At 72.2% G+C, this 16,050-nt stretch carries 18 protein-coding genes; 12 read left to right on the plus strand and 6 right to left on the minus strand.

The features are described from left to right. Both ACFYMM_RS02025 and ACFYMM_RS02030 read left to right on the plus strand, forming a co-directional pair. A complete protein-coding gene (locus ACFYMM_RS02025) occupies nt 1-1,431 on the plus strand; it encodes an aldehyde dehydrogenase family protein (protein ID WP_388382858.1) in 1,431 nt (476 codons plus the stop codon). Continuing rightward, nucleotides 1,424-2,335 (plus strand): aldehyde dehydrogenase family protein, encoded by a 912-nt coding sequence (locus ACFYMM_RS02030; protein WP_388382860.1) that lies wholly within the window; start codon nt 1,424-1,426, stop codon nt 2,333-2,335. The genes ACFYMM_RS02025 and ACFYMM_RS02030 overlap by 8 nt, the downstream gene beginning before the upstream one ends. Nucleotides 2,336-2,415: 80 nt before the next feature. Here ACFYMM_RS02030 and ACFYMM_RS02035 read toward each other — a convergent pair whose 3' ends face one another. After that, nucleotides 2,416-2,709: a hypothetical protein gene (locus tag ACFYMM_RS02035; protein ID WP_388382862.1), complete on the minus strand. Its 294-nt coding sequence runs from the start codon at nt 2,707-2,709 to the stop codon at nt 2,416-2,418. A gap of 160 nt (nt 2,710-2,869) precedes the next feature. On the opposite strand from ACFYMM_RS02035, the gene ACFYMM_RS02040 reads away from it, so the two are divergent. After that, nucleotides 2,870-3,472, plus strand: coding sequence for a uridine kinase (locus tag ACFYMM_RS02040; RefSeq protein ID WP_388383302.1), 603 nt, complete (start codon nt 2,870-2,872; stop codon nt 3,470-3,472). A 163-nt stretch (nt 3,473-3,635) separates the two neighbouring features. Here the strand turns inward: ACFYMM_RS02040 and ACFYMM_RS02045 are convergent, their stop codons facing one another. Then, nucleotides 3,636-4,373 carry a SigE family RNA polymerase sigma factor gene (locus ACFYMM_RS02045; RefSeq protein WP_388382864.1) on the minus strand — a complete coding sequence of 246 codons (738 nt, stop codon included), beginning with the start codon at nt 4,371-4,373 and terminating at the stop codon, nt 3,636-3,638. Between the two features lie 252 nt (nt 4,374-4,625). On the opposite strand from ACFYMM_RS02045, the gene afsQ1 reads away from it, so the two are divergent. The 5 genes from afsQ1 (at nt 4,626) to ACFYMM_RS02070 (ending at nt 8,459) form a co-directional block, all read left to right on the plus strand. Then, the gene (afsQ1, locus tag ACFYMM_RS02050) at nt 4,626-5,303 is read left to right on the plus strand and encodes a two-component system response regulator AfsQ1 (protein ID WP_388382866.1); all 678 of its coding nucleotides are present in this window, start codon (nt 4,626-4,628) and stop codon (nt 5,301-5,303) included. Continuing rightward, the gene (locus ACFYMM_RS02055) at nt 5,300-6,919 is read left to right on the plus strand and encodes an ATP-binding protein (protein WP_388382867.1); all 1,620 of its coding nucleotides are present in this window, start codon (nt 5,300-5,302) and stop codon (nt 6,917-6,919) included. Before afsQ1 ends, ACFYMM_RS02055 begins: the two co-directional genes overlap by 4 nt. Next, on the plus strand, nt 6,916-7,518 hold the full coding sequence (locus ACFYMM_RS02060) for a hypothetical protein (protein ID WP_388382869.1): 603 nt from the start codon (nt 6,916-6,918) through the stop codon (nt 7,516-7,518). Before ACFYMM_RS02055 ends, ACFYMM_RS02060 begins: the two co-directional genes overlap by 4 nt. A 95-nt stretch (nt 7,519-7,613) precedes the next feature. Beyond that, nucleotides 7,614-8,165 (plus strand): VanZ family protein, encoded by a 552-nt coding sequence (locus ACFYMM_RS02065; RefSeq protein ID WP_388382871.1) that lies wholly within the window; start codon nt 7,614-7,616, stop codon nt 8,163-8,165. A 93-nt stretch (nt 8,166-8,258) separates the two neighbouring features. Further along, a complete protein-coding gene (locus ACFYMM_RS02070) occupies nt 8,259-8,459 on the plus strand; it encodes a PspC domain-containing protein (protein ID WP_388382873.1) in 201 nt (66 codons plus the stop codon). 96 nt (nt 8,460-8,555) lie between these two features. Here ACFYMM_RS02070 and ACFYMM_RS02075 read toward each other — a convergent pair whose 3' ends face one another. Together ACFYMM_RS02075 and ACFYMM_RS02080 are read right to left on the minus strand one after the other, a co-directional pair. Then, nucleotides 8,556-8,915, minus strand: a complete 360-nt coding sequence (locus ACFYMM_RS02075) for an ATP-binding protein (RefSeq protein ID WP_388382875.1) — start codon at nt 8,913-8,915, stop codon at nt 8,556-8,558. 152 nt (nt 8,916-9,067) lie between these two features. Continuing rightward, nucleotides 9,068-10,246, minus strand: coding sequence for an adenosine deaminase (locus tag ACFYMM_RS02080; RefSeq protein WP_388382877.1), 1,179 nt, complete (start codon nt 10,244-10,246; stop codon nt 9,068-9,070). 123 nt (nt 10,247-10,369) lie between these two features. On the opposite strand from ACFYMM_RS02080, the gene ACFYMM_RS02085 reads away from it, so the two are divergent. Then, a complete protein-coding gene (locus ACFYMM_RS02085) occupies nt 10,370-11,134 on the plus strand; it encodes an alpha/beta hydrolase (RefSeq protein WP_388382879.1) in 765 nt (254 codons plus the stop codon). 11 nt (nt 11,135-11,145) lie between these two features. Here ACFYMM_RS02085 and ACFYMM_RS02090 read toward each other — a convergent pair whose 3' ends face one another. Then, entirely contained in the window at nt 11,146-12,096 is a 951-nt protein-coding gene (locus tag ACFYMM_RS02090) for a LysR family transcriptional regulator (RefSeq protein WP_388382881.1), read from the minus strand. Between the two features lie 63 nt (nt 12,097-12,159). On the opposite strand from ACFYMM_RS02090, the gene ACFYMM_RS02095 reads away from it, so the two are divergent. From ACFYMM_RS02095 to ACFYMM_RS02105, 3 genes are all read left to right on the plus strand, one after another. Beyond that, complete coding sequence (locus tag ACFYMM_RS02095; RefSeq protein WP_388382883.1) at nt 12,160-13,440, plus strand: MFS transporter; 1,281 nt, start codon at nt 12,160-12,162, stop codon at nt 13,438-13,440. 90 nt (nt 13,441-13,530) lie between these two features. Continuing rightward, entirely contained in the window at nt 13,531-14,655 is a 1,125-nt protein-coding gene (gene dnaN, locus ACFYMM_RS02100) for a DNA polymerase III subunit beta (RefSeq protein WP_388382885.1), read from the plus strand. Between the two features lie 110 nt (nt 14,656-14,765). Then, nucleotides 14,766-15,779, plus strand: a complete 1,014-nt coding sequence (locus ACFYMM_RS02105) for a sigma-70 family RNA polymerase sigma factor (protein WP_388382886.1) — start codon at nt 14,766-14,768, stop codon at nt 15,777-15,779. Here the strand turns inward: ACFYMM_RS02105 and ACFYMM_RS02110 are convergent. Then, nucleotides 15,663-16,049 (minus strand): STAS domain-containing protein, encoded by a 387-nt coding sequence (locus ACFYMM_RS02110; RefSeq protein WP_388382888.1) that lies wholly within the window; start codon nt 16,047-16,049, stop codon nt 15,663-15,665. The two genes, ACFYMM_RS02105 and ACFYMM_RS02110, sit on opposite strands and share 117 nt — an antisense overlap. Between the last annotated feature and the right edge of the window lies 1 nt (nt 16,050).

Here is a 16,050-nt window from a genome sequence, read left to right on the forward strand (position 1 = left end):
ATGGCTTTCGAGTACGCACCCGCGCCCGAGTCCCGCTCGGTCGTCGACATCGCCCCCTCCTACGGCCTGTTCATCGACGGTGAGTTCACCGAGGCGGCCGACGGCAAGGTCTTCAAGACCGTCTCGCCGTCCACCGAGGAGGTCCTCTCCGAGGTCGCCCAGGCCGGTGCCGCGGACGTCGACCGCGCCGTGGCCGCCGCCCGCAAGGCCTTCGAGAAGTGGTCCGCGCTGCCCGGCTCCGAGCGCGCCAAGTACCTCTTCCGCATCGCCCGGATCATCCAGGAGCGCAGCCGCGAGCTGGCCGTCCTGGAGACGCTGGACAACGGCAAGCCGATCAAGGAGACGAGGGACGCCGACCTGCCCCTCGTGGCCGCGCACTTCTTCTACTACGCGGGCTGGGCGGACAAGCTCGACCACGCCGGGTTCGGGCCGTCCCCGCGCCCGCTGGGCGTGGCCGGGCAGGTCATCCCCTGGAACTTCCCGCTGCTGATGCTGGCCTGGAAGATCGCGCCCGCGCTCGCCACCGGCAACACCGTGGTCCTCAAGCCCGCCGAGACGACCCCCCTGTCCGCGCTCTTCTTCGCGGACGTCTGCCGTCAGGCCGGCCTGCCCAGGGGTGTGGTCAACATCCTTCCCGGTTACGGCGACACGGGCGCCGCCCTGGTCGCCCACCCCGGCGTCGACAAGGTCGCCTTCACCGGCTCCACGGCCGTGGGCAAGGAGATCGCGCGCACGGTGGCGGGCAGCCGCAAGAAGCTCACCCTCGAACTGGGCGGCAAGGGCGCCAACATCGTCTTCGACGACGCCCCGCTCGACCAGGCGGTGGAGGGGATCGTCACCGGCATCTTCTTCAACCAGGGCCAGGTCTGCTGCGCGGGCAGCCGGCTCCTCGTCCAGGAGTCGGTCCACGACGAGCTGCTCGACTCGCTCAAGCGCCGTCTGTCCACCCTGCGCCTCGGCGACCCCCTGGACAAGAACACGGACATCGGCGCGATCAACTCGGCCGAGCAGCTCGCCCGTATCACCTCGCTCGTCGACCAGGGCGAGGCGGAGGGCGCCGAGCGCTGGTCCCCGGCCTGCGAACTCCCGTCCGCCGGCTACTGGTTCGCGCCGACGCTCTTCACGAACGTCACCCAGGCCCACACCATCGCCCGCGACGAGATCTTCGGCCCGGTGCTGTCGGTGCTGACCTTCCGCACCCCGGACGAGGCCGTCGCCAAGGCCAACAACACGCAGTACGGCCTGTCGGCGGGCATCTGGACCGAGAAGGGCTCGCGGATCCTCGCGGTCGCGAGCAAGCTCCGTGCGGGCGTGATCTGGTCCAACACGTTCAACAAGTTCGACCCGACCTCGCCGTTCGGCGGGTACAAGGAGTCGGGCTTCGGCCGCGAGGGCGGCCGTCACGGCCTGGAGGCGTACCTCGATGTCTGACCGACTGTCTGTCTTCAAGACCTACAAGCTGTACGTCGGCGGGAAGTTCCCGCGTTCGGAGAGCGGCCGGGTGTACGAGGTGACCACGCAGAGGTCAGCCGCCGACGCGGCGGGCAGGGGCAACTGGCTGGCCAACGCACCGCAGTCCAGCCGCAAGGACGCCCGGGACGCGGTCGTCGCCGCCCGCAAGGCGTTCGGCGGCTGGTCCGGCGCCACGGCCTACAACCGGGGCCAGGTCCTCTACCGCGTCGCGGAGATGCTGGAGGGCCGCAGGGCGCAGTTCGTCCGCGAGGTGTCGGACGCGGAGGGACTGTCCAAGTCCAAGGCGGCCGAGCAGGTCGACGCGACGATCGACCGCTGGGTCTGGTACGCCGGCTGGACGGACAAGATCGCCCAGGTGGTGGGCGGCGGGAACCCGGTCGCGGGCCCGTTCTTCAACCTGTCCTCCCCGGAGCCGACCGGTGTGGTGGCCGTCCTCGCCCCGCAGCGGTCGTCCCTCCTGGGGCTGGTCTCCGTCCTCGCCCCGGTGATCGCCACCGGCAACACGGCGGTCGTCGTGGCGTCCGAGAGGTCCCCGCTGCCCGCCCTGTCCCTGGGCGAGGTGCTGGCCACCTCCGACGTGCCCGGCGGGGTCGTCAACGTCCTGTCCGGCCGTACGGCGGAGATCGCGCCGACGCTCGCCGCGCACCAGGACGTCAACGCGATCGACCTCGCGGGCGCCGACGAGGTGCTGGCGAAGGAGCTGGAGGTCGCGGCGGCGGACAACCTCAAGCGCGTACTGCGTCCACAGCCTGTGGACGACTGGACGGCCACGCCCGGCATCGACCGGATGACGGCGTTCCTGGAGACGAAGACGGTCTGGCACCCGACGGGCTCCCTGGGCGCGTCCGGCTCGTCGTACTGACGACGCCGCCACGGCCGAGAGCCGCGCTTCCCCTCCGTCCGGGGGAGGCGCGGCTCTCCTCGACCGCGCTTGAGGACTTCTCAGGCCTGTCCGCCGCCGAACAGCCCGCCCACCGATCCCACCGCCGGCACCGCGCCGATCGACCACACCTGGGCGAGCGGGCCGGTGACCTCGCCGATGTCGTTGACGACACCGATGTCACCGTCGGCCGGCACCGCGACGGGGGCGGCCCGGAGACCGGAGGCCGGACCGGCGGGCGCCCGCACGCCCGCGTGCGCGACGGAAGCCGCCGCGCCGAGGGCCACTCCGGCGGTGGCGAGGGCCACCAGCGCGCGCTGGACGGCGGAGAGTCGTGGGGAGACCTTTCGTGCCATGCGTGGGGCCACCTTTGGATGCGTTGAGTGATTATGTCACAACGCAGAGTAATTGAGATGTGACGCACGCTCCAAAGCCGACCCGCGGGGTCGGCAGGACGCTCCCCATACGTCAAACTGGTGTTCCGTGAGCATTCATCCTCCGTCTCCCGCCCGTGTCGTGCTGCTGTGCGGCCCCTCGGGCTCGGGCAAGTCCCTCGTCGCCGCCCGTTCCGGGCTCCCCGTGCTGCGCCTCGACGACTTCTACAAGGAGGGTGACGACCCGACCCTGCCGCTGGTGGACGGGAGTTCGGACATCGACTGGGACCATCCGCTGTCCTGGGACGCGGAGGTCGCGGTCGAGGCCATCACCCGGCTGTGCGCCACGGGGTCGACGCCCGTACCGACGTACGACATCGCGCTGAGCGCCCGGACCGGCGAGGAGACGCTGCGCATCGGGCGGACCCCGCTGTTCCTCGCGGAGGGCATCTTCGCGGCGGAGATCGTGGAGCGCTGCCGCGAACTGGGGGTGCTGGCCGACGCGCTGTGCCTGTCCCGCGGTCCGGTCACCACCTTCCGCCGGCGCTTCCTGAGGGATCTGAAGGAGGGCCGCAAGTCGGTGCCGTTCCTGCTGCGGCGCGGCTGGCGGCTGATGCGCGCGGAACGCTCGATCGTCGCCCGCCAGGTCTCCCTGGGCGCCCATCCGTGCGACCGGGACGAGGCGCTGGGCCGGCTGGCGGCCGCGGCGGCGGGCCGGCACACACGCCAGCAGACGGCGGCCTGACCCGCGCACGGGCACGGAACAGACAGAAGCGGGACTGGACGGACCCCCCGGCCCTCCAGTCCCGCTTCTTCCCGCTCCCCCGTGTTCCCCCCTCTTTCCCCGTCCGCGCGGGCCCACCCCCCAGTGGTCCCGCGCGGTCCCCCGTGTTTCCCCCCCGTCACCCTCAGGCGACCAGCTCCCCGAAGGCGTCCTCCTCGTCACGGCCGAAGCTGAGGACCTCGTCCTCGCGCAGCCGGCGCAGCGAGCGCCAGATGCTGGACTTCACCGTGCCGACACTGATGTCGAGGATCTCCGCGATCTCCGGGTCCGTGCGGCCCTCGTAGTAGCGCAGGACCAGCATGGTGCGCTGGAGTTCGGGCAGCCGGGCCAGCGCCTGCCACAGGACCGCGCGCAGCTCGGTGCCGCGCATCGCGTCCGTGTCGCCGGGCGTCTCCGGCAGTTCCTCGGTCGGGTACTCGTTGAGCTTGCGGCGCCGCCAGGCGCTGATGTGCAGGTTGGTCATGGTGCGGCGCAGATAGCCGCCGACCGCCGCCTTGTCGCTGATCCGCTCCCACGCCCGGTACGTCGAGAACAGCGCGCTCTGCAGCAGGTCCTCGGCCTCGAAGCGGTCGCCGGTCAGGTGGTAGGCGGTGGCGTACAGGGAGGCGCGGCGCTCCTGGACGTAGGCGGTGAACTCCGCCTCGGTCAGCGAGCGGCGCTCCCCCGAGTCCTCCCTGTACGCGGTTCCCCCGTGCGTTTCCCCCGTGCGCGCGTCAACCACCGACATGAACGCCGGGTGCTGACGCCCGGTGCCGCGAGCGCACCCCCGAGCGCCCACCGCCCCGGCTTTGTCGGAACCCCGGTTGACGTCGTGCAGACGCGTGACCACTGCGCTGGTGCTCATGCCGTGCGGCGTGTTCATCTCGCGCTCCCCGTCGTGGACTTCCGGTGTTCGGCTTGCTTCGGTGTTGCTTCCTTGCCTGTGCCGAGTAGCTTGCCGATCGACCTTCATGGCCGTGTCAGCCGACTGTCACAGACCTGTCACAGGGGTCCGGCCCAGGGCCGTCACAGGGGGCGCACAGGCGGTGGCGGTACCGGGGGCGCCGCCGGTGCCGTACCGGGCGCTGGTGCCGGCAGGTCGTACGAGAGGCCGTCCATAGGCAAGAATGTGCCCGTGCCTTCCCTGTTGCTGATCGAGGACGACGACGCCATCCGTACGGCCCTGGAGCTGTCTCTTACGCGCCAGGGACACCGGGTTGCCACCGCTGCCAGCGGTGAGGACGGTCTGAAGCTGCTGCGCGAGTCGCGGCCGGACCTGATCGTGCTGGACGTGATGCTGCCCGGCATCGACGGGTTCGAGGTGTGCCGTCGCATCCGGCGCACGGACCAGCTGCCGATCATCCTGCTGACCGCGCGCAACGACGACATCGACGTGGTGGTCGGGCTGGAGTCCGGCGCCGACGACTATGTCGTCAAGCCGGTGCAGGGGCGGGTGCTCGACGCCCGGATCCGGGCGGTGCTGCGGCGCGGCGAGCGGGAGTCCAGCGACTCGGCGTCCTTCGGCAGCCTCGTCATCGACCGGTCGGCGATGACCGTGACCAAGAACGGCGAGGACCTCCAGCTGACCCCCACCGAGCTGCGGCTGCTGCTGGAGCTGAGCCGGCGGCCCGGTCAGGCACTGTCCCGGCAGCAGTTGCTGCGCCTGGTGTGGGAGCACGACTACCTCGGTGACTCGCGGCTGGTGGACGCGTGCGTGCAGCGGCTGCGGGCCAAGGTGGAGGACGTCCCGTCGTCCCCGACCCTGATCCGTACGGTCCGCGGTGTCGGCTACCGCCTGGACGTTCCTCAGTGACCGATACACCGGGAGGGCTGCGCGGCTGGGCCGCGGGGCGCAGGAGAAGTCTCACGCGGCTGCGTTTCACCAGTCTGCGGCTCAGGCTGATGCTGGTCTTCGGGCTGGTGGCGCTGACGGCCGCGGTGTCGGCGTCGGGCATCGCGTACTGGCTCAACCGCGAGGCGGTGCTCACCCGCACCCAGGACGCGGTGCTGCGCGACTTCCAGCAGGAGATGCAGAACCGGGCCGGCGCGCTGCCCGTCCGGCTCACCCAGGACGAACTCCAGCGCGCCGCGGGGCAGATGGCCAACAGCAGCCAGCGCTTCAGCGTGCTGCTGGTCGGCCAGGACGCCTACGGCAGGACGGTGTACGGCAACTCGGGCGGCCTGAACGGGTTCGCGCTGGAGGACGTGCCGAAGTCGCTGCGCGCGGCGGTGGACAAGCGGCAGAAGGTGACCGGCTCCGACAAGGCGGCGTACCACCTGTACTGGCAGCGGGTCGTCCAGCACGGCACGCCGTATCTGGTGGCCGGTACGAAGGTGATCGGCGGCGGGCCGACCGGGTACATGGTGAAGTCGCTGGAGCCGGAGGCCAAGGACCTCAACTCGCTGGCCTGGTCGCTCGGCATCGCCACCGGGCTCGCGCTGATCGGCTCGGCGCTGCTGGCCCAGGCCGCCGCCACGACCGTGCTCAAGCCGGTGCACCGGCTCGGGGTGGCCGCGCGCCGGCTCGGCGAGGGCAGGCTGGACACCCGGCTGCGGGTGTCGGGCACGGACGAGCTGGCCGATCTGTCCCGGACGTTCAACAACGCGGCGGAGGCGCTGGAGAAACGGGTCGAGGACATGGCCGCCCGGGACGAGGCCTCCCGCCGTTTCGTGGCCGACATGTCCCACGAGCTGCGGACGCCGCTGACCGCCATCACCGCCGTGACGGAGGTGCTGGAGGAGGAGCTGGAGGCGGAGTCCGGGTCGATCGACCCGATGATCGAGCCGGCCGTACGGCTCGTCGTCAGCGAGACCCGACGCCTCAACGACCTGGTCGAGAACCTGATGGAGGTCACCCGCTTCGACGCGGGCACGGCCCGGCTGGTCCTGGACTACGTGGACATCGCCGACCAGATCACCGCCTGCATCGACGCGCGCGCCTGGCTGGACGCCGTCGAGCTGGACGCCGAGCGCGGCACCCACGCCCGGCTCGACCCCCGCCGTCTGGACGTCATCCTCGCCAATCTGATCGGCAACGCGCTCAAGCACGGCGGATCGCCGGTGCGGGTGTCGGTGCGCATCGACGGCGAGGACCTGGTCATCGCGGTCCGCGACCACGGTCCGGGGATCCCCGAGGACGTCCTGCCGCACGTGTTCGACCGGTTCTACAAGGCGAGCGCCTCCCGGCCGCGCTCCGAGGGCAGCGGTCTCGGCCTGTCGATCGCGATGGAGAACGCCCATATCCACGGCGGCGAGATCACCGCGGCCAACTCCCCCGAGGGCGGTGCGGTGTTCACGCTGCGGCTGCCGCGGGACGCCTCCCGGCTGACCGAGGAGCCGGACGACGGCCACAAGGACCACCAGCACCAGCAGGACCACCAGCACCAGCAGCTGCACCAGCACAACGGCTCGGCGAAGGAGGGCTCGTGACCGCCCGCCGCCTCCTGGCACTCTCCCTCCTCGGCGCGCTGCTCACCGGCTGCGGGATCCGGGCCACCGAGGTGCCGACCGACTTCGGCGGCGCGCCCTCGCGCGTGCCGTGCTCCCGCTCCGAGCCCGACGTGTCGGCCCAGGCCTCGCGCGGGGTGCCGGTGCAGGTGTTCCTGCTGTGCGGTTCCTCGCTGGTGACCGTCGACCGGACGGTACGGGTGCCGGACGGTACGGCGGACGCGCGGCGGCGGGTGATGGTGGCGCAGGGGCTGCTGGACGAGCTGGCCGAGTCGCCGACGGCGGCCGAGAAGGACGCGGGCTACGCGACGTACGTGCCGGGCGGCCTGAGCGTGAGCGGCCCGCGTGGCAAGGACCCCGAGGACGCCCTGCGCCTGGGCACCGCCCCGGACCGGCTCACCGGCTACGCACTGGCCCAGATCGTGTGCACGCTCTCCGACTCGGCCGCGGCCGAGGGCGACGGCTCGGTCGTCCTGGGCGGCCCGGGCGAGGGGCCCCCGCGCCGCTACGAGTGCACCGACGACGTCCGTACCCGCCCGGGCAGCAGCCGGCCGCCGTCCGGCGAGGTGACGGCGGGCTGAGCGGACCGGGCGGTTTCCCGGTGTGGCGGACGCCTCACGCACTGGTGCGCGACGGATGCGGAACCGATCGAGTGCGCGGGCGCGTCTAGGGGGGCGTGCAGCGTCAAGGCTCCATCGGCGGCAGCGCCGCGATCCGCGTCCGTGTGACAGGGGGTGTCCTCCTCGTCGCCCATCTCGCGCTTGTCGCCTGGCTGATGCTGCGGCCCCTGGACGTCCCCTGGGTGATGCCCGCCAACCTGCGGCCGCTGGCCGGCATCCGGGCCGACCTGGCGCTGGGCTGGCCGACGGCGGCCAGACGCATCGGTGAGGGCCTGGCCCTGCTGGCGCCGCTGGGCGTGCTGCTGCCGATGGCGCACGGCAGGCTCGACGCCTCCCCGCTCGGCTCCCTGCTGCGTACGGTGACCGCGGGCGCCCTGATCTCGCTGGGCATCGCGCTGCTGCAGACCGGTGTGCCCGGCCGGGTGGTGGACGTCGACTCGCTGCTGCTGAACACCGTGGGCGTGGCCGTGGCCCATCTGGCCGTGGTGCCCGCCGGCCGTGCCCGGCTGCGGCGGCACGACGAACGGGAGAGCCGTACGGCGGTCCTGCTGGACGAGAGGGCTCAGGGTCGGACCCCGACGATTCCCAGGGTGGGGATCGCCCCATAGAGCGATGCTTCGTCCCGTTCGTCTCCGTACCGTGGAACACAGATGGAGCCGCCGACCGGGCGGCTCCGCCCGATGCTCACGAAGGAGCCGCAGATGTCCAGCCTCGCCCGCCCCACCCATGGCCGCGTGATCGGCGGAGTGTGCGCCGCGCTGGCCCGGCGCTTCGGTACCTCGGCGACGACGATGCGAGTGATCTTCCTGCTGTCCTGTCTGCTGCCCGGGCCGCAGTTCCTGCTCTACATAGCGCTGTGGGTCCTGCTGCCGGCGGAGGACAAGACCCGGACCGCCTGGTGATCCGGTGCCGCCGGGGGCCGGAACACCGCCGGAACGCCGCCGGGGCGCTCCCGGACGTTCCGGTGCGCCCCAGCGGCGTCGTCGGCGAGGCCGGCCTCAGCCCAGCGGGACCCCGCTCACCAGCACTCCGTGCGCGGGCAGGCCCGTGTTCTGCAGCGGCAGTCCGCCGAGCCGGCCGTTGACCGGACCGGTCGGCCCCTCGGACAGCACCTTCTCGACGGCGGGCTGCGCGGCGGGCGCCCCGGCGCCGAGCGCGCCCTGCCCCTGGGTGAGGGTCTCACCGGCCCCCGGCAGCACCGTGGAGACGTTCTCGGCCGGCAGGGTCTTGGCCACGGCGCCCAGCGCCGGCGTTGCGTCGGTGACAGCGGGGGCCGCGTCGGCCACGCCCGCGCCGAGGGCGGCGAAAGCGGCACCGAGGGCGGCGACACCGAGGGTCTTGGCAGCAGACTGCTTCATATTGAATGCGTCCTTGAATGCGGAGACGGGAAAATCAAAATCGATCTGACCGGTTCCACGACCGTAAACATGCCGAACCATCCGCCGCAAACACCAAAATGCGGACGAATTGTGAAAGCTCGCCCGCATTCGCGCCCCCGACCGGGCCGCAGCTACCCCTCCGACCCGGAAGAACCGCTGGTGGAGGCCGTCTGCCGGAACAGCCATTCGGATTTCAGCTCCGCATATCCGGGCTTGATCACGTCATTGATCATGGCCAGCCGTTCATCGAAAGGAATGAACGCCGATTTCATCGCATTGACGGAGAACCACTGCAGGTCGTCGAGCGTGTAGCCGAACGCCTCGACGAGGTGCTCGAATTCCTCGCTCATGGTCGTGTGGGACATCAACCTGTTGTCCGTGTTGATCGTCGCCCTGAAGTGGAGTCGCCGCAGCAGGCCGATCGGGTGCTCGGCGTACGAGGACGCGGCCCCGGTCTGCAGATTGGAACTGGGGCACAGCTCCAGCGGGATCCGCTTGTCCCGGACGTAGGAGGCGAGCCGGCCGAGCTTGACCGTGCCGTCCTCCTGGACCTGGATGTCGTCGATGATCCGCACCCCGTGACCGAGCCGGTCGGCGCCGCACCACTGGAGCGCCTGCCAGATGGACGGCAGCCCGAAGGCCTCGCCGGCGTGGATGGTGAAGTGGTTGTTCTCGCGCTTGAGGTACTCGAACGCGTCCAGGTGCCGGGTGGGCGGGTAGCCGGCCTCGGCGCCGGCGATGTCGAAGCCGACGACCCCCAGATCCCGGTACCGGTTGGCGAGTTCGGCGATCTCCAGGGCTCGGGCGGCGTGCCGCATGGCGGTGAGCAGGGCGCCGACCCGGATCCGGTGACCGTTCTCCCGGGCGAGCCGCTCCCCCTGCCGGAAGCCCTCGTTGACCGCCTCGACGACCTCCTCCAGGCTCAGCTCGCCCTCCAGGTGCTGCTCGGGGGCGTAGCGCACCTCCGCGTACACGACACCGTCCGCGGCGAGGTCCTCGGCGCACTCGCGGGCGACCCGGACCAGCGCGTCACGGGTCTGCATCACGGCCACGGTGTGCGAGAAGGTCTCCAGGTACCGCTCCAGGGAGCCGGAGTCGGCCGCCTCGGCGAACCAGGTGCCGAGCTTGTCCGGGTCGGTCTCGGGGAGCTGGGTGTAGACCGCGTCCCGGGCGAGTTCCACGATGGTCCCGGGGCGCAGGCCGCCGTCGAGGTGATCGTGCAGCAGAACCTTGGGTGCGCGGCGGATCTGGTCCGGCGTCGGGACGTTCCCACCCGACGCCGCCGGGCTCGGTGCAGTCTGGCTCGTCATTTCCGCACTCTAACTCCTACGCGCGTAGATCGCCCGGCGTACGCCACTTTACTTTTCCGTCGATACGTAACGGTGACCGCACGGACGGGTGGCGGACACCACCGCTTCTGACACTGTTCTGCCATGGCACAGCAAGCGACGCCGGTTCGAACGGCCAAGCTGGGGAAGGCAGTCGGCCCGGAGCCGACCTCGGTGAGCGGGGCGGTGCTGCTGCTCCCCGGCGGCGAGGAGGTCTCCGACCGCAGACCCTCCCCCGTATGGGCGACCCCGTTCCTCCGCGCCCTCGGCCGCACGCTGGCCCGGACGGGCCGGGACGAGGGGCTGGCCACCCATATCGTCCACTACCGGTACCGGGGCTGGAACGGCGACGCGGCCCCGATGGCGGAGGACGCGAGCTGGGCGGCGGACGAGATCGTACGGCGATACGGTGATGTTCCCGTGTGCCTGGTGGGGCTCGACATGGGCGGCCGGGCGGCGCTGCGGGCGGCCGGGCACGAGGCGGTCAACTCCGTGGTGGCCGTCGGCCCCTGGCTGCCCGAGGACGACGTCGCCGCGCCCTCGGAGCCGGTACGGCAGCTGGCCGGGCGACGGGTGCTGATCGTGCACGGCACGAACGACGAGCGGACCGACCCGGAGCTGTCGTTCCGGCTGGCGGCGCGGGCCAAGAAGGCGAACCGGGAGGTGTGCCGGTTCGAGGTCCACTCGGACGGCCACGGGCTGCACCAGCACCGGCACGAAGTGCGGGCCCTGGTCGCGGACTTCGCGATGGGGGCGTTGTTCGGGTGCGCGGTGTCCCGGCCGGTGGAGGACGCGCTGGCGGCTCCGCCGCCCATCGGACTCAGGATGCCGCTGGCCGCCGGCTTCGGACGGTCCCTGCGCAAGAGGTGATCCGGGCCGGGTCAGGGAAGCAGACTCCCCCTCCTGGACAGCAGGAACTTCTTGAAGGCCGCCACCGGGGGCGTGTCCTGGTGGCCCGCCCGCCACGCCACGCCGATCTCCCGAACCGCCCTCGGGGCCGTGACCGTCAGTTCCACCACACCCGGGCGGGGGAAGGCCGGCGGAGGCAGCAGGGCCACGCCCAGGCCCGCCGCCACCAGCCCCCGCAGGGTTTCGGCCTCCTCCCCCTCGAAGGCGATGCGGGGCTTGAAGCCCGCCTCCTCGCACAGGTCGTCCGTGATGCGGCGCATGCCGTAGCCGGGTTCCAGGGTGACGAAGGTTTCGTCGGCCGCCTCGGCCAGCCGGATGCGCCTGCGGGCGGCCAGGCGGTGGTCGGCCGGGACGACGAGGCGGAGTTTCTGCTCGTCCAGGCGGCGGGCCACCAGATCGGGGGCGTCGGGGACGGGCGAGGTCAGACAGAGGTCCAGTTCGCCGGCGCGCAGCCGCTCCAGCATCGCCTCGCCGTAGTTCTGCACCAGGCTGAAGCGGACGCGGGGGTGGTCGGCACGGAAGGCGTGGAGCAGGCCGGGGACCGTTTCCGCGCCCAGGGTGTGCAGGAAGCCGAAGGCGACCTTGCCGGTGGCCGGGTCGGCGTCGGCGCGGACCTCTTCGGCGGCGCGCCCGATCTCGGCGAGGGCGCGCTCCACGGATCCCAGGAAGGTGCGCCCGGCGGGGGTGAGGGAGACGGTGCGGCCGTGGCGGGCGAACAACTGGACACCGAGGTCCTGCTCCAGGCGGACCAGCGCGCGGGAGAGGGTGGACTGCGGGACGTCCATCTCCTGGGCGGCGCGGGTGACGTGCTCGGTACGGGCGACACCGGCGAAGTACGCCAGACGCGGGGCGAGCACTGTGACGATGTCTTCTGTGTCACTGTTGCGTGACAGCCACTCCTGCGACCTCGGCTGATGCACCATGGGAACGATTATGACGATTCCGTGCATTGGACGGATGAGCGGGGCCGTCCGTAGCTTCGAGGCATGTCTCCCGCCGATACCGGGGCGTCCACCGTCGTGGGCGCCGCAACGTCCCCTCCCGCTCTCTCCCCCGCCCCCGCCGACTCCCGGATGACCCCGGGCGGACCCGGCTACCGCCGGATGAGCCTCGCGCTCTTCCTCGCCGGTGTCGCGACCTTCGCCCTCCTGTACTCCACCCAGGCACTGCTGCCGCTGATCTCCGGCGAGTTCGGGGTGGCGGCGAGCGAGGCGAGCTGGACGGTGGCGGCGGCGACCGGCGGGCTGGCCCTGTTCGTGCTGCCGATGAGCGCCCTGTCGGAGCGGTTCGGGCGGCGTACGGTGATGACGGCGTCGCTGGCGGTCGCGGTGGTCGTCGGCATGCTGGTGCCCTTCGCGCCGTCGATCGGCGCGCTGGTGGTGCTGCGCACGGTGCAGGGCGCGGCGCTGGCCGGTCTGCCGGCCTCGGCGACCGCCTATCTGGCCGAGGAGGTCCGCCCCAAGGCACTGGTCACGGCGATCGGACTGTTCGTCGCGGGCAACAGCGTGGGCGGGATGAGCGGCCGGGTGATCACCGGGTGGGTCGCGCAGGAGTGGGGCTGGCGGGTGGCGGTCGGCGTCGTCGGCGCGATCGCGGTGCTCTGCGCGGTGGCGTTCCGGCTGCTGCTGCCGGCACCGAAGCACTTCAGGCCCGGTTCGCTCAGGCCCCGGGTGCTGGGCCGCACGCTCCGCGACCACCTGTCCGACCCGCTGCTGCGCCGCCTGTACGCGATCGGCGCGCTCTTCATGACGGTGTTCGGCGGGGTGTACACGGTGATCGGGTACCGGCTGACCGGGGAGCCGTTCGGGCTGCCGCAGGGCATCGTCGGCTCCATCTTCCTGGTGTACCTGGTGGGCACGGTGTCGGCGTCGACGGCCGGACGGCTGGTCGGCCGGCTGGGCCGCCGGGGCGCGCTGTACCTGGCCGGCGGCACCACGGCGACGGGTCTTCTGCTGTCCCTGGCGGACTCGATCGGGCCGGTCCTGCTGGGTCTGGTACTGATCACGGCGGGCTTCTTCGCGGGCCACGCGGTGGCGTCCTCGGCGGTCGGCAAGACGGCGACGCACGGCCGGGCGCAGGCCTCGGCGCTGTACCAGTCCGCGTACTACGTCGGTTCCAGCGTGGGCAGCACGGTGGGCGCCATGGCCTTCCACGCGAGCGGCTGGTCCGGAACGGTCGGGGTCGGCGTCCTCGCGGTCCTCGGCGTCGTGACGATCACGGTGCTCGGCTCACGGGCGGCACGCCGTGCGCCGGTCGCCGCGCACTGAGCCACGTCCTCGTTCCCCCTGCTCAGCTCCCGTTGTCAGTGGCCGCCGGTAGCGTCCGCGCGTCAACTGGGCCGAGCAGGGGGTTTGTTCATGGAGTTCCGGGTCGGGCGCGGGGTGTTCACGGACGCCGTGGGGTGGGCGGCGCGGGCGCTGCCGTCGAAGTCGCCGGTGCCGGTGCTGGGCGGGCTGCTGCTGGAGGCGGGCGCGGGGCGGCTGACCGTGTCGGGCTTCGACTTCGAGACGGCGGCGCGCATCGAGACCGAGGCGGACACGGCGGCACCCGGTGAGGTGCTCGTTCTCGGGCGCAGGCTGCTGGACATCTGCCGGGTGCTGCCCGAGGGGCCGGTGAGCTGTGCCGTGGAGGGCACCCGGTTCACGGTGGAGGCGGGCGGCACCCGGTTCGGGCTGTCGACGCTGCCGCGCGAGGAGTACCCGTCGGTCCCGCCGGCGCCCGGCTCGTACGGCGGTGTGGACGCGGCCGCGTTCGCCGCCGCCGTCGGCCAGGTCGCCGTCGCGGCGGGCCGGGACGACACGCTGCCCGTACTCACCGGGGTGCAGCTGCGCCTGGCGGGCGACGAGATGACCCTCTCGGCGTCCGACCGCTACCGGTATGCCGTACGGCGGCTGGAGTGGAAGCCGGCGACGGAGGCCGGGGACGTGGTGGTCGAGGCGCTGCTGCCGGCGCGGCGGCTGTTGGACGCCGCCAGGTCGCTGTCCCGCTGCGGCACGGTGCGCATCGGTCTCGACCCGGGGGCCGACAGCGGGCTGGTCGGGTTCGAGGGCGGCCGGATGCGGGCGGTCGTACGGCGGCTGGAGGGGCGGCTGCCGGGGTACGGGTCGCTGTTCGAGCTGGCGGGGGCCTCGGTCGCGTGGGTGGACCGGGCGGCGCTGGCGGAGGCGGTGCGGCGGGTCGCGGTGGTGGCGGAGGCGAACAGTCCGGTACGCCTGGACTTCTCGGCCGGTGAGGGCTCGGTGCTGGTGCGGGCCGGGTACGCGGACGACGTGGCGGCGCAGCGGCTGCCCGTGGAGCTGGGAGGCGCCGGGGAGGTGGCGGTGGCCTTCGCGCCGGGGTACCTGCTGGACGCGCTGAACTCCTTCGAGGGGGAGCGGCTGCGGCTGGAGCTGCTCGGGGCGGGGCAGCGGGCGCTGCTGAGCGACGGCGCGGCGGGCGAGGCGCACCGGCATCTGCTCATGTCCGTGAAGCAGCTGGTCTGAGCTGGAAGTTTGGGCGCTCCGGGGGCCGTTGTCAGTGGGCTGCGGTAGCTTCCGAAGTGCTGGGGCGCGATGGCGCCGCGGACAGGTACGGCCACAGGGGTGGGTGGACGATGACGAACGGCACGGCGACGGTGGACCTCGACGTCGCACTGGAGAAACACCGGACCGAGCTGACGGGGTACTGCTACCGGATGCTCGGATCCTCCTTCGAGGCCGAGGACGCGGTGCAGGACACCCTGGTGCGGGCCTGGCGGAGCTACGACAAGTTCGAGGGCCGCTCCAGCCTGCGCTCGTGGCTGTACCGGATCGCGACGAACGTGTGCCTGGACATGTTGTCGGCGGGCAGCAAGCGCGCCCGTCCGATGGACCTGAGCGAGTCGACCCCGCTCGCCCGGGCGGCCCTCGCGCCGCGCCCCGACAGCACATGGCTGGAACCGATGCCGGACGCCCGGGTGCTGCCCACGCCGGAGGACCCGGCGGAGGCGGCCGTCGCCAAGGAGTCGGTCCGGCTCGCCTTCATGGCCGCGCTGCAGCAGCTGCCGCCCAAGCAGCGGGCGGTGCTGATCCTGCGCGAGGTGCTGGCCTGGAAGGCGAGCGAGGTGGCCGAGCTGCTGGGCACCACGGTGGCGTCGGTCAACAGCGCCTTGCAGCGGGCGCGGGCGACGCTGGCCGAGCGGGACGACAAGGCCGCCGGGGCGGCGGTCTCGGACCCCTTGGACGAGGAGCAGCAAAAACTCCTGGAGCGCTATGTGAAGGCGTTCGAGGGCTACGACATGACCGCGCTGACGGCGCTGCTGCACGAGGACGCCGTCATGACGATGCCGCCGTTCGACCTGTGGCTGACCGGCCATGACGACATCACGGGCTTCATGACCACGCTCGGCGCCGCCTGCGCGGGCTCCCGTCTGCTGCCGGTGCAGGTCAACGGGCTGCCGGGGTTCGCCCAGTACAAGCCGGACCCGGAGGCGGGCGGGTTCGTCCCCTGGGCGGTCCAGGTGCTGGAGATATCAGACGGCCGGCTGACCGGGTTCCACTTCTTCCTCGACACCAAGCGCTGGTTCCCGCTCTTCGGGCTGCCCCTCCACCTGGAACCGGAGACCGACGAGATCGAGGAGGGCGTGTAGCGCCGGGCCGGGGTCACGCAGCCGTATCAGCCCGCCGGCCCGCCGCGCGGCCAGCTGCAGCCGGGCCAGCAGGTCGACGGTGCGCAGTCCGGGGGGCCCGAGCCCCGCGACATCGCATACGACGACTCCGGCGCCGGTGGCTTCCAGAAGTGCCCGGACCTCGGCACAGAGCCCCGGCACCTCGTCCTGGGTGACGGGGCCGGCCAGCACGAGCACGGCGGGTGTCTTGGCGTCCACGTGCTGTAGACCTGGTGGACGCCGGTAACTCATC

The sequence above is a fragment of the Streptomyces sp. NPDC006739 genome, assembly GCF_042869815.1.
Taxonomy (GTDB): Bacteria; Actinomycetota; Actinomycetes; order Streptomycetales; family Streptomycetaceae; genus Streptomyces.

What these genes read in the sequence shown, in the direction of transcription:
- ACFYMM_RS02110 (WP_388382888.1), bottom strand. Translation starts at nt 16,049, where the DNA reads ATGAGTTACCGGCGTCCACCAGGTCTACAGCACGTGGACGCCAAGACA.
- ACFYMM_RS02095 (WP_388382883.1), top strand. Translation starts at nt 12,160, where the DNA reads ATGTCTCCCGCCGATACCGGGGCGTCCACCGTCGTGGGCGCCGCAACG.
- ACFYMM_RS02025 (WP_388382858.1), top strand. Translation starts at nt 1, where the DNA reads ATGGCTTTCGAGTACGCACCCGCGCCCGAGTCCCGCTCGGTCGTCGAC.
- ACFYMM_RS02090 (WP_388382881.1), bottom strand. Translation starts at nt 12,096, where the DNA reads ATGGTGCATCAGCCGAGGTCGCAGGAGTGGCTGTCACGCAACAGTGAC.
- ACFYMM_RS02080 (WP_388382877.1), bottom strand. Translation starts at nt 10,246, where the DNA reads ATGACGAGCCAGACTGCACCGAGCCCGGCGGCGTCGGGTGGGAACGTC.
- ACFYMM_RS02030 (WP_388382860.1), top strand. Translation starts at nt 1,424, where the DNA reads ATGTCTGACCGACTGTCTGTCTTCAAGACCTACAAGCTGTACGTCGGC.
- ACFYMM_RS02105 (WP_388382886.1), top strand. Translation starts at nt 14,766, where the DNA reads ATGACGAACGGCACGGCGACGGTGGACCTCGACGTCGCACTGGAGAAA.
- ACFYMM_RS02070 (WP_388382873.1), top strand. Translation starts at nt 8,259, where the DNA reads ATGTCCAGCCTCGCCCGCCCCACCCATGGCCGCGTGATCGGCGGAGTG.
- ACFYMM_RS02035 (WP_388382862.1), bottom strand. Translation starts at nt 2,709, where the DNA reads ATGGCACGAAAGGTCTCCCCACGACTCTCCGCCGTCCAGCGCGCGCTG.
- ACFYMM_RS02075 (WP_388382875.1), bottom strand. Translation starts at nt 8,915, where the DNA reads ATGAAGCAGTCTGCTGCCAAGACCCTCGGTGTCGCCGCCCTCGGTGCC.
- ACFYMM_RS02085 (WP_388382879.1), top strand. Translation starts at nt 10,370, where the DNA reads ATGGCACAGCAAGCGACGCCGGTTCGAACGGCCAAGCTGGGGAAGGCA.
- ACFYMM_RS02045 (WP_388382864.1), bottom strand. Translation starts at nt 4,373, where the DNA reads ATGAACACGCCGCACGGCATGAGCACCAGCGCAGTGGTCACGCGTCTG.
- dnaN (WP_388382885.1), top strand. Translation starts at nt 13,531, where the DNA reads ATGGAGTTCCGGGTCGGGCGCGGGGTGTTCACGGACGCCGTGGGGTGG.